Genomic DNA, 12,370 nt, shown 5'->3' with positions numbered 1-12,370 from the left:
ACTCGACGCTCGCACCCACCCATAGTCGCGCTCATCATTCGGATGAAGTACGACCGACGCGGACTCACCTACAAGGAGTCCACTATCGAACCGCTCGGGCTCACATGGACCAAAACAGACGAGAAAATCGCCGACGCTTTCATCGAACGCGTTGTTCATATTCTCGGCGAGGTGAAGGCGGGTACTCGGCTCCCCGCGGGCGGGCGCGAAACGGTGTAGCAGCCTCCAGACGCTGATCGCGCTCGTGCTGCACGACTCAAGCACCGCCGACGCTGTACAACTCGATCCAACGCCACGACGGTGCGTCGGCTTCGCGAAGTGTAGGGACACCGCGGTATGAGGTTCGTCAGTCTCTATGCTCTTCGCACCAGAGACTCGAAGGCGACGCTTGCTGCGATAGGCCCTGTGGGACCGAATAACGATCGAGTGCTCGCCCATTGCGCCGGCACTTTCGTTGCGGGCAGGGCGCCAACCCACACCCAGCGTGTGTGGCCGAGGCGTTGGCGTTGCTGCCGCGACTTCATTCCTTCGGCAATTGAAAAAGGACATATCCGGCATCCGCTCGATGTACGCGCCGATGCGTCGCTGATCGAATGGCTACCGCAATTCCATGGACGAGGTCGAGTTCTAGAAATCCACCCCGCACCACGGCCGCGTGCATCGAAGTAACCGTTGATAAGACCGCGCTCGTCGGACGACTACAACCGCATTCCTTATGAACCGAGAGAGTAAGACATCTCGCAGATCAGAGCCCACACATCGCACTAATTAAATGGGCTTTCGATGCTCCGGAGTTCGAAGTGTTGGGAAAACGTTGGATCGGGGTTCTGAACCCAAAAGCTCCATAGAAAAAGCCCCGGATTTCGTGAGAAATCCGGGGCACATTGTCGGGCTGACAGGATTTGAACCTGCGACCCCCTGACCCCCAGGCGTCCAAAAGACCCGAATCGGGCCAAGAACCGCGTAGTTCCGCGGCTCAGATCATGCTCGGCAGGTCATGACTTGCACGGTTTGCATGATTCTGGTCCCCTTCTGGTCCCCCGATTCAAGGGCGCGGCGGCTGCGCTAGCTCGTCTAACGACGGCACATGTTCGGTGGCGCCGCTACTCGTCCGCGATCTCGGCAACAAGCGTTTCTAAAACCGAGAACCGGAATTTACCTGGTACAAACGCGGCCGGTACTGGGTTGCGAGTAACGAAACGCGTCCGCACTACATAAGGATCATCCTGGGATCTGGTCGGTAGGTTCAATGCGCCGGCGACAGCGGCGGCGTAGGGCGCGAGATCCTCATGCTTTCGCGCAAGTTGACTTTCATATGAAGGTTTGGCCGCATCGAGAAGAAAGGTATCTAGCGACCGCCGCAGTTCGGGAGTCGCGTGCACCGTCGCGGGATCCTTCGCCTCTAACAGCCATATCGTGGATTCACCTGCCTTGCCGGCAACCACATCGATTTCCGTCTGCAGAGATGCGAGTCCCAGCCGTTCGGGTTTAGTTTCTTTTACGTTGGTGATTACGGTCCAGCCGTGGTCCTTCATTTCCTTGGCAACGTCCTCTTCAAACGCTTTGTTTTTCGCGTCACGGAATTTGCCCAATGCCGTTTCTACGCCGGCAGGAGGCTGCGGTTGAGACCACGGAAGTAGGCCTTGCTCCAGGTATCCCCGGTATACCCCAAGAACAGCGACGAGGTAGTGGGGGGCGATCATGAGCCTCCCGTTAGAGAGCAAAGGAAGAGGTTGGGCAAGCAATCGGCGCTTCCGCGTTCTTGAGTGCCACGGTTTCCAGTGGTCCGCGCCCAAGTCATCGGCAGTACTTATCAGTATTCCTAGGGCGGCTCGAAGTCGCGCCCCTCCCCCGTCCTCCTTACCAAGCAATGTCAAATCGACGAGGTGAGCTAGGGCTTCGTCGAGGGTGGTTTCGACGGCATCCGCATCTTCGTCGTCCAGCGGCCATTGTGCCAATGCAAATAGGACGGTGTATATATCGAGTGGAGTCGCTCCGTAGCCCATCAACATCGCCGCGTCTACATCGTCTCGGCGCGCTTGCGACACAGCGGTCGCCTCGAGGTCATCCGAACGCATCCTCGAGTTCGCAACCGCTTCGTTGAACGCTGTCGCATCGAGGTCGTATCGGACACGGTGCTGTTCCTCGCTGGGTTCGAGGTCTTCCACCTCCGAGATAACGTACGACTCGGAGATGTCTATCGCTAACGGGTTTACTTGGTGATGAATGTTTTCGCTACGGGTGGTTGCGTTGAGATAGACATCGGCGAAGGCCAGAAGTTCCGCCCAAGCGATCCGGTCAATGGGCTTATTCCCGCTCGGCGTGGCCCGCAGTGCCTGCTCGACAAGGATTTCGTTGCCACGGCGCAGATTGAGGAACTCCGCAATCTTTTCCGCGTACCGCGCCACGGGGTTCCAAGCGACATCCAGATCGCGAGCTGAGCGACTAATGTTCGCTAGCTCCTGGGCACGATGTTCGGCGACCCGCTCCAGCTGGATCATTCCCCATCGAGTGATGTCGTCTCGGTCGAATTCCGAGAGTCGGGTCAGAAGAATCTCCAACGTAGCCCGTGCCAGGATGTCACGGTCTAATTCACGCCCTCGATACTGACCCACAGCCACCCCTGCCGCCCGGACGCGTTCTGATACCAAGCGTTCTGCGGTGGCGGTAAATGCGAGATCCTTGGTAACGGGCAGGGCCAGTCCGTAACGTTTCGTGCGCGCGCTCGCGACGTCGAAAGTGAGCGTAGGAGGCGCCACTTCCCACGCGGTCCGCACTCGCTGGGCGGCTGCTGGCTCGACGTCGCTCATTAGGAGTATTTGCTCCATCAAGGCCGCCATGTGTTCTCGAAGCACCGCGGGGTGGCCATCTCCGACTTCGAGGATCTTTTCGAAGTCGACGATCACCTCGTATTCGTGAATGCTTCCGACTGGTCCGGCCGTGGTGCGATGCTGAACAACCGTGAATGGAGTTTCACACTGGTTCTCGTCCGCTTCTCCAGTGATGAAGACGTATCCCGCGATATCGCGGCCGTCAAGCGCCAATTGCCATTCGTTCTCGACCTGCCCGACTCCGAACGCGATCGCCCCAGCAAGCTTGTGAAGCAAAATGCCTTTGTCTCCATCGGGCCACAACGACGACGAAGTGGGAATTGCCACTGGGTATGACCCAACATAAATGTCCCAGCCGCAGGGAATTCCTCGCTCGAAGAAACCCGCTCTTGATACACGGACGTTTCCTTCTGTTGCATTGCCATCAATTCGCGGCCAAGACATAACATGAGCTGGGCTACCCGGCTCAAATTCGGCCGCCGCCATTTCTCGAAGGCCCGGAAGTTGAAGCGCAGCCAGACCTACCTCAACGCTGCTGAGCTGCACAGAGCGATCCCATTCCGCATCGCCCGCGTGCGGGTCCAGCATCATCATGCTGGGCGCAAGGCCGCCCGAAAATAGACTTTTCCCATTGGCCCGCCACATTTCCCAGGTGTTGATCGTTTCAAACCCGAAGTATCGAGGGAGGTCTGAACGGCTTAGATCGCGACAGAAGTTGTACAGATCCAGTTCTGCATCGGCCGTTGCGGAGATCCACGCTAAATCGTCTAGTGTCATGCTCATCATGCCAGGGCTCGACGGCACCATCACGTGATGAGCGGTGGCGACGATCATCAGCGGAACTATCTCCACGCTAGGGGGCAACGATACGCCATCCCTCGCCAGGGGTACCTTCACCCGTCCGTCTTGCGAAACAGATACGCTACGGGCTTGCAAAGCGGCCGGGTCGACTTCTCCGAAACCGCCGAACTCGGTACCGATCGAGCTGACTATCTGAACAAGTAGTGCCCGCTGTGGACTGGGCGCAATGATCCATTGAACGTAGTTGCCGCCCGTCACCACTGGTGGACCGTCGACCGTCTCTGCCGCTCCGATTATCGTTCGCCCAAATTTCCAGAGCTTCTGTCTGACCTCAGATGCGACGGTGCGAGAAAACTCTTCAGCCACACCGTCTTCGTCAGCCACTAGTTCCGCAAGCTCCCCAATCGCAAAACCAAAAGCATCAGGGATGATCGACAGCGGCATCCATCGAGTCGTGCCATCGGCATCAACCACTCTCATTGCGTGGCCGAACAAGCTCTGCGGGTGGTGCGGGTCAAAATCGACTTGGTCTATCGAAGTTGTTATCCATTCAAGCGCGCTCGCTTGAGCGGCGGTAGAAGGAGCGTCTCCAGCGTGAGCTCTCATCGCGTCTATAGCTCGAAGTATCTCGCTCTCTGTGACTATCTCTGTGCGGTTTTCGGTCGCGACTGGCCAGGCGGTTGCGAGAGTTGCGATCTCGTTGTCCACATGCTCGAGCACTAGAGCAGTTAAGTCTGAGATTCCGAATCCCAGCTTTGAGGCAAGCGTCTCGTCTAACGCACGCGCCAGCATGAGGGCGCGATCCACGTCTGCGATCGGACGCTCGATCGATCCAGGAAAGATACGAACTGTATTGTCACCGAGTCGGATGCGAGCGTTGTCTCGCGGATCTTTTGGGGTGAAATCCTCCATGAAACGGATCGATGGGTCCCAGTCCTCGACGGCATCGAGCAAGCGACGGAGGTCAGCCGCGGTCGCTTCGGTGCCGTTTGTCGGCGCATGTTCTCGAAGGGCAGCGTTGATCAGGAACGCGAGCGAATACCATCGCTCACGGGTTTCCGGCGCCGATGCGGACGCGTAGAGCAGCGCCCACAGAGATTCTCGCTCGAATTCGCTGACTATCGTGCGAATGCTGGTGTCTCCGACGTCAGACATAGGTCAATCTCTTTCCTCGTCCTAGCCCGCAAGGGGTTGGAGGTCATAGCGCGATCTGTCCATCGCATCATCGAGCAACATGTTGGCTTCCACCGTTTGCCCATTTTGCCCGGCCTCGCTCAACGACTTTGCGCGCTCCGCTGTGATTCATGCGCCAGCGGGCAACCGCAAGACTCACGTCAAACACCTGAGCCGCACGCTCGTCCGTGGCGTTAGCTCGGGCTAGCCGGAAGGCGCCGTCATGGGGAATGAGCATCTCACCAGAGAGCCAGTCGGCTTCCTCCTCCTGCTCACCGCCGAGCCCGCACTTCCGTTCGTCGGACAGTGAGACACCAAATGAGTGCTCGAGAACAACATGAGCGAGTTCGTGACACATTGTGGTGCGTCTCCGCGTGAGCGGTTGCGCATCGTTCTCCAGAATCACAGCTCCTGTGCCGTCTGGGATCAACGCGCCTGAGAGCGCACTCCCCTGTGCATTCAGGAAATGCTCGCGCGCCGCGCCGTCGAGTTCGCTAAGTCGAACGACAGGGATTCCGTACTCCGACGCGAACGCGTACGGGTCGAAGGGCGCGTGCGCGCCGAGATCTATTTCAGTCCGAAGCTCCAGCGCAAGGCGCTTCGCCTCGGTCTTGAATCCGCGACGCACAAATCATCCCTTCGCCCGAGCGCGTTCAACGGTGAGACCGATTACTTGCTGGAGGTAGTTGATATCCGTCTCGCTTAGATCCTTGCGGGCCCGGAGAAGGGGCGCGAGCTGCGCCATGAGATCTGGTTCACGCGCGTCGTCGGCATTGGTCTCGCCATCGCGCTCAAAGAAGCCCTCGGCAGGGAGCCTGAGCCACGCAATGATCGTTGCGAACCCGTCGGTGTCCGGCTTCAGTCCGTTGCCGAGCCTTGAGAGCAGCGACGGACTCACGCCGATCTCACCCGCCAGCGTTCGCCACGAGAGCTGGCGTTCTTGGCGGGCAGCATCGAGCGCCGAATAGAGCGCGGCCGTGTTGATCGTTGTTTTGGCCATACTCGAGTGTCTCACATCTACAACACCAAGTCACTCTCGACACGACTGTGTTAGAATTGAAACATGACATCGAATTTGGAACACGAGGGAGGTGAAAGCAATGGCAGGTAAGCGAGGGCGTAGCGCCATCACCGGGCGCTTTGTGAAGCAGTCAACCGTGAAGAGTCACCCCAAGACGACGACCGACGAGAGCACTGGCAAGAGCGGCAAGAAGAAGTAGACCCCCATTCCGAGTCTTCCTCGCAATGTCGGTGGTGTGAGGAAGACTCGGAACACCCGACCCCCTACAATCCGAATCGGAGGAGCCAATGGCTCACCTCAAACAGCAGTTCAAGGATGCGCTGAGCTCCATCGAGCCCAGCGATGACAAGACAAACGCGCCGGAGGCGCATCGACTGGTACGCGATGCCCTGGAGGCGGACGCCAAGCTCACCGAGTACGGCGTCTCCCCCGTGTTGATCGGTTCGTACAAGCGCAACGTGTCGATCAGACGAATCAAGGACGTCGACGTACTCGTACGCCTTCCTGACATGCCGAGCGACGTCACATCGAAGGACATACTGGACAAGTTCTTCACGGTATTGCACGCCGAGTTCGGTACGGACGCCGAGGGGCACCGACGCACGAAGCGTCAGGACCGCAGCCTCCAGATCTCCTTCCCCGAGTACGACCTCTACGTGGATGCCGTCCCAGCCCGTCTCCACTGGGACGGAGAGACATGGGAGATCCCGCAGAAGGGTGACGAGAACGAGTGGGTACGCACAAACCCTGAAGGACTGACCTCACTGTCGAGCGAGATGAACGCGGCCCACGACGGCTTTTACGTGCCGACGGTCAAGCTGCTCCGCCAGACCCGGCGCGCCCAACTCGGCAAGAAGAAGCCTGGGGGCTTCTTCATCGAGCTGGCGACCTACCAGGCGTTCGCATCCGGCGCAGTGTCTGGCAATGACCAGGCGGAGTACTACGTTTCTGCGACCGCTGAAGCTAGCAAGATCATTGGAAAATTCGTGGCCTATGGCATCGGCGTGAACGATCCGACGCTGCCGGGGAACGTCATCCGTATCCGTGCGACCGACGACGAGTTGGAGGCAGCACGAACCCAATTCGCGAACTCCGCTATTGCAGCACGGGACGCACTCGACGAAGAAGACGAAGGCAAGGCGGCCCTCGCATTTCGGAAGCTGCTCGGAAAGAACGGCGACGACGAGATCGTGTTCCCGATGCCTCCCGGATTCAACGAGGACGGCAGTAAGCGGGCATTCGCGATCTCAGCCGGTGCACGCGTGGTTCCGGCGGGCCAGAGGACCTTCGGTTGAGCCTGGCCACGTATGACGACTACATCGCGTACACGCGACAACACTTCGAGGAAGGCCTTATCCGCTCAGGCTACGTCGAAACCGATACTGGGTGGCAGGGTCCCATCACGCATGGAGGCGGCACGGCCTCCATCGTTATCACGTTGCCGTCACGGTTTCCATTCCGGCCCCCACGTGTCATCCCGGTCGAAACCGACGAAGTGCCCTTGTCCTGGCATCGAGAGCTGGACGGGGCACTATGCCTAGTCGCGGAAGATGATCACGAGGGGCTGTGGTGGACCGAGACAGATGCGTTTCTGGAGCACATCAAGTCGTGGTTTGAGAACGCAAACTTGGGGTGGCCGGACGATCGACCAGACCTCGATCTCGATCGCTATTTTCAGTGCTCCGATGACGAACAGCTCTATCTCTACGACGACCTCTCGCAGCGGCGAAACAGCTATGTGCGCTTTCGCCCTTCCTCGAACAACACAATGAAGATTGGATCCGGAACGCGTCCAGTGAAGACGTCGAAACGCAGCAAGGACCGATTCGGCTACGTCGCCGACCTCGGTGAGGTGGCAACTCCCCCTCACAAGTGGGATGACATTGCCGCAAGAATCGATCCGAACGTTAATATCGATCGACAGATCCGTGCCCACGCGATTGGCATCGTCGTTCTGATCTACCGGCGCGGCGCGCACGACGGCGCAATCACGCTAGAGGTCTGGCCGACGACGACCGGCGGCATCGCCGTCAGGCGTTTGAGGTCGGCAGCGGATACCGAGGCTGCCCGTTCTTCACGGGCCGGAGCACTGGCGCCGCAGCTCAACCAAAGCCAGCTCGCCATTGTCGGTGTCGGCGCGCTCGGTTCGTTCATCGCTGACGCGGCTGTCCGATCGGGGTTCCGTCACCTCACACTTGTCGACGCGGATGTCGTCATGCCCGGAAACCTAGTCCGCCATCTTGTCGGCCCGGAGGCCATCGGCCGGTCCAAGGCCCAAGCAGTCAAGAGCCACTTAGTGGCCCGCAGTGAGATTCATCCGGACAGCATCAACCTGATCGAAACCGCACTCTCAACCGGCGCAGAGGCAGTAGACCTGCTCAACGAGCATGACCTCGTCATAAACGCCACCGCTGACTTCGCCACCACAGCTCTTCTCCATGTCGCCGCCGAGTCAATAGGCACCCGAATACTCTCTGCGGCACTGCAAAACACCGGAGCAACGTATCGTATCGACGTGTTGCCCCCGCTCGACGGCGCGACCCCGCAACCATCCTCGACGATCGCTGCCCGATCACCGTCCGCCGAGGTATTCGAGGCAGGCTGCGGAAGCCCGATCTCTCCGACGCCCCCGGTCGCGGTGATCGAAGCGGCAGCAGCAACCGTCCGTCACGCCATCGGGCTCATCCTGAAAAGCCCCCTTAACCCCGCTGGGGAAGTTCGGAATATTCCTGTCACCGCAGAAGGAAATCAATAATGAGACAGCAAACGTCACGCATCGACCTGAGACCCGCTGCATACGAAAGCATCACCTCTGCGACGGCGAAGCATCTCCCTCTCGAAACAGGCGGAATTCTCCTTGGCTACCACGAGGACAACAGAATCGTTGTGACTCACGCGCTCATCATCAATGGAGAAATGGCAACTCCCAGTAAATACGTGCGCGACGACGTTCTAGCGAACAAGCTCCTCACTAGTTTCCTCGCTCAGCGCGCCGACGATGATCCAACCGGATACGTGGGCGAATGGCACAGCCACCCGTTCCCGTCCAGGCCGAGTCCGACCGATGTGGACGCACTTCGCGAAACCGCCAAGGTAAGCGGCGGTCCTGTTGTATTGCTAGTTCACGTGGTCGGTGGACCTGAACCTTTCGTGGGCCTCATCGCGCAACGGAGGCGATTACGGCGCGTTAGCACCGCTGAAGCGCCGGTCATTTCCCCAACGTCGAGGTTTGGCCCGCTTCGACTGCTACCCGTTGGAGCCGTCCGAGGCGACGGCCCCGTCTTTATTTCGTACCGACAATCTGACGGAACTGCTCAGGCAGAGTCACTTGAGAATTTGCTCCGCGCTTCCGGACTTGTGGTGTGGCGAGACCGCACGGACCTGCGTCCCGGCACAACTACCGATCGACTCGAATATGCCCTCACGGGCGGACTCTCGGCCGCTGTTCTCATCGTGACACCAGAGATCGTGGACAGCGAGATTGTCCGCGAGCGTGAACTCCCGCGTCTGCTGCAGCTTGATGCCGATCCCGCGTTCAGCCTGTGCATCGCGAACAAGGTTCCCCGCCCAGACGATGACTCGAAGTGCGACTACGACGCTGCAGACCGGCTGTTGAGGCTCTCACCTGCTCGAACGCTTGCCGATAAGAAACAAAGCAACGTGCTCGCCAAGGCAGGCGAGATCGAGATCGTACGTGACCTTCTCATGCACCGCATTGAACAGCGCAGACCCCAAATTCGTGCAGAAGACCGCGCCTTCACGATACGTCTCCAGACACGCCCGACGCCATTCGCCATTGAAGCGGACGAGGAAGATTTGCACCTCCGCGTCAAGGCTGCCGACTCCGGACGCCTGCCGTCACAGAGCGGGCTTGAACACTTGCGGAGAACCCTCCCTCTCACCAGCGATGCCGTCTATGCCGCGGGAGCCAGGACAGTTCGAATCGCAGGTGGCGCCCACCTTTCGATCGCCCTCGCAATAGGTGCTGCCCTACCCGAGACAAAGATCGGCGTCGTCGAAGTTCTCGACCTCCAGGAAGCACTCTGGAAGTCCAACGCCCCCGCCGACGATCCCCAGGAGAGCACGGTCGAGATCGAAGTCATTCAATCCGGGCACGGACATGAAACCAGCGGCCACGGTCGTGTCGCGATCTTCGTCAGTTTGACTCCCCACCCGGACCGCAGTTCGTTCGAGAGACTCCTGAATGATTCCAGCCAGACATTCGATACGACCGCAGTGATCACGATCAGCACCAAGGGCCGGATCGATCCGCGCGAGGGCGCCCGAGTCGGCGCGACGATTGCACAGCAAATCAAACAGGTGTCCGCGATTCACGGACGAGCCGAAGTGCATCTTGCTTTCCACGGCCCGTACACGATGGCGGTCCTGCTTGGACGGCACCTCAACACCCTACGCACAGTCGTTTACGAGTGGGATGGTGACCACGCGGAGTATCCAAGATACGTTCCAGCGCTTGTCCTTGAACCTGGGGTCAGCAGCGGGCCGATCACGGAAGTCATCCTGTGAAGGCCCCGTAACTGCCGATCTCGGGAGGCATCCAAATGATTTGTAAGCGATCAGACTCCACGTGACGCCGCGAATCCCATCATTCAGCAGCAACGGCTGGCTACTCAAGGGAGCACCCTGTCCTCGATTTCTTCCGATTACTCGAAACGTACGCATCGTGCTCCGAACCGTCACGCCAGAATGGCGAGGCGTTCTAGAGCGATTCCGCGACAGTCGATAGAGGCCGGAGTCGCATTGATAGTCGCTCAGAACGTTTGCATTGGAGCAACAGCACGACCGATACGGGACCGATCGCGATGAACTTGAGTGCGTTCCAGATGCAGACAAGAGCAACGACGTAGAGCAAGCGGGACGCTCCCCCGTCGATCAGAGCCGTACAGGTACTCGCGGCGAAGAGATACGGAATGGCGAGGCGTTCTAGAGCGCTTCCGCGACAGTCGATAGAGGCCGGAGTCGCATTGATAGTCGCTCAGAACGTTTGCATAGGAGCAACAGCACGACCGATACGGGACCGATCGCGATGAACTTGAGTGCGTTCCAGATGCAGACAAGAGCAACGACGTAGAGCAAGCGGGACGCTCCCCCTTCGATCAGAGCCGTACAGGTACTCGCGGCGAAGAGATACGGAATGGCGAGGAGCATCGCGGGCACGCCCCACTTGAGCCCGCGGCGGGTGCGAATCGCGTCGAGCAGGATGTTGGTGGGCATGAACCTGCGCATGAAGTTGCGGAGGTGGATGCTGATAACCCAGATGATTCGAAACATGACAACGGTCCTCTCATGGCTCGGCAACGTTGAACCTTGGAGGACTGCCCTAGGGCCGTCATGCCATCGCGTGGGCGATGGCGAACATTGAGTGTGTCGCCTGATTGCAAGGGTACGCCGAACCAACGACATAGGAAAGGGCGGTGCTACGCACCTGCACGGTGATGACTGGCTGTGAAGGAGCCCGATGATGACTTCCCTCTCTTCCCTCGGACACGACGAGCGGAGCGCGCGTACCGTTCTCTCGCTCGTGGCTGCACCGAATGATCCGTCGACCGGTCGTCTCGTTGGCCGAGTCGGCGCTGTAGAACTGCTCCGCCTCGCTGATGCTGACGGCGCGGTGCCCGGCCTCGACCAAATCGCAGCGGCAGTATGGCGCGAACGCTTACACACTGTGAGCAGCGCCGACACCTTGGCCACACAGATGGCGACCTTCGAGCGACAAGGCCTCCGGGTCCTGATTCCGGGTGAGAAGGATTGGCCAGTCGCCCTCAACGATCTCGGAGCACGCACACCATATGCACTTTGGACGTGTGGCGAGACTGCGCTGCTGGCTACGCCTCTCGCCGACCGCATCACGCTCACCGGTGCGCGTGCCTCCACAGCGTATGGAGACCACATGGCGATTGAACTCGCCAGTGACCTCGCGCTCAGTGGCCGTGTCGTTGTCGCTGGCGGTGCCTACGGTATCGAAGCAGTCGCACACCAGTCGGTGCTGGCGACCGGTGGAAGAACGATTGCAGTCCTCGCGGGTGGGGTCGATCGCGCATACCCTGCTGGACACGCGGATCTGTTTGCGCGTATTGAGCAACAAGGTCTCCTCGTTTCTGAGGTCGCACCGGGTGTAGCGCCAACACGGCAGCGCTTTCTCGATCGTGGCCGGATTATGGCCGCGCTTTCCTCGACGACGGTGATCGTTGAGGCGGGGGCGCGGTCAGGATCGCTGCGTGTCGCCGACGAAGCAGTGGAGCTTGGTCGCTCAGTCGGTGCGGTTCCTGGCCCCGTGACGAGTGCCGCCAGCTACGGCTCCAACATCCTTATTCAAGACAGACGCGCCCGTTTGCTCACAGGTTCCGAAGACGTTCTTCGACTCGCCGACGAGGACAAGAGCAACGACCACAACGCGGAGCTGTCACGAGCATTTCGCATCGCTGCAGCGTGTGACCGTCGCTCCCCCGATTCACGCGGCCTGTAAGCGCTCATCTTCCTCAGCGCGGCTTGTTGACGGTATGAGCGCGTACCGGCGCGACTG

9 protein-coding genes are annotated in these 12,370 nt (G+C 59.5%); 5 read left to right on the top strand and 4 right to left on the bottom strand.

From position 1 onward, the window contains the following. The first annotated feature begins 42 nt into the window (after window positions 1–42). Entirely contained in the window at window positions 43–219 is a 177-nt protein-coding gene (locus ESZ53_RS14270; RefSeq protein ID WP_168187168.1) for a hypothetical protein, read from the top strand. Between the two features lie 884 nt (window positions 220–1,103). Here ESZ53_RS14270 and ESZ53_RS01535 read toward each other — a convergent pair. From ESZ53_RS01535 to ESZ53_RS01525, 3 genes are all read right to left on the bottom strand, one after another. After that, window positions 1,104–4,787: a hypothetical protein gene (locus ESZ53_RS01535; RefSeq protein ID WP_129071225.1), complete on the bottom strand. Its 3,684-nt coding sequence runs from the start codon at window positions 4,785–4,787 to the stop codon at window positions 1,104–1,106. 67 nt (window positions 4,788–4,854) lie between these two features. Further along, complete coding sequence (locus ESZ53_RS14575) at window positions 4,855–5,433, bottom strand: ImmA/IrrE family metallo-endopeptidase (RefSeq protein ID WP_129071224.1); 579 nt, start codon at window positions 5,431–5,433, stop codon at window positions 4,855–4,857. Window positions 5,434–5,436: 3 nt separating this feature from the next. Beyond that, window positions 5,437–5,805 carry a helix-turn-helix domain-containing protein gene (locus ESZ53_RS01525; protein WP_129071223.1) on the bottom strand — a complete coding sequence of 123 codons (369 nt, stop codon included), beginning with the start codon at window positions 5,803–5,805 and terminating at the stop codon, window positions 5,437–5,439. Between the two features lie 308 nt (window positions 5,806–6,113). Here ESZ53_RS01525 and ESZ53_RS01520 point away from each other — a divergent pair, with 308 nt between their 5' ends. Genes ESZ53_RS01520 through ESZ53_RS01510 form a run of 3 tightly spaced genes read left to right on the top strand, consistent with a single transcriptional unit; the run spans window position 6,114 to window position 10,353 of the window. Next, window positions 6,114–7,121 (top strand): nucleotidyltransferase, encoded by a 1,008-nt coding sequence (locus ESZ53_RS01520; RefSeq protein WP_129071222.1) that lies wholly within the window; start codon window positions 6,114–6,116, stop codon window positions 7,119–7,121. Next, window positions 7,118–8,581: a ThiF family adenylyltransferase gene (locus ESZ53_RS01515; RefSeq protein WP_129071221.1), complete on the top strand. Its 1,464-nt coding sequence runs from the start codon at window positions 7,118–7,120 to the stop codon at window positions 8,579–8,581. The genes ESZ53_RS01520 and ESZ53_RS01515 overlap by 4 nt, the downstream gene beginning before the upstream one ends. Next, complete coding sequence (locus tag ESZ53_RS01510; protein ID WP_129071220.1) at window positions 8,581–10,353, top strand: SAVED domain-containing protein; 1,773 nt, start codon at window positions 8,581–8,583, stop codon at window positions 10,351–10,353. Before ESZ53_RS01515 ends, ESZ53_RS01510 begins: the two co-directional genes overlap by 1 nt. Before the next feature lie 417 nt (window positions 10,354–10,770). Here the strand turns inward: ESZ53_RS01510 and ESZ53_RS01505 are convergent, their stop codons facing one another. Continuing rightward, complete coding sequence (locus tag ESZ53_RS01505) at window positions 10,771–11,118, bottom strand: sulfate permease (protein ID WP_129071219.1); 348 nt, start codon at window positions 11,116–11,118, stop codon at window positions 10,771–10,773. Between the two features lie 187 nt (window positions 11,119–11,305). On the opposite strand from ESZ53_RS01505, the gene ESZ53_RS01500 reads away from it, so the two are divergent. Then, window positions 11,306–12,313 (top strand): DNA-processing protein DprA, encoded by a 1,008-nt coding sequence (locus ESZ53_RS01500; RefSeq protein ID WP_246837346.1) that lies wholly within the window; start codon window positions 11,306–11,308, stop codon window positions 12,311–12,313. Window positions 12,314–12,370: the final 57 nt, after the last annotated feature.

The sequence above is a fragment of the Salinibacterium sp. UTAS2018 genome (genome assembly GCF_004118935.1).
In the GTDB taxonomy this organism is placed as follows: Bacteria; Actinomycetota; Actinomycetes; order Actinomycetales; family Microbacteriaceae; genus Rhodoglobus.
The sequence above is the reverse complement of the archived record's forward strand: the minus strand, read 5'-3'. Positions and strand labels throughout refer to the sequence as shown.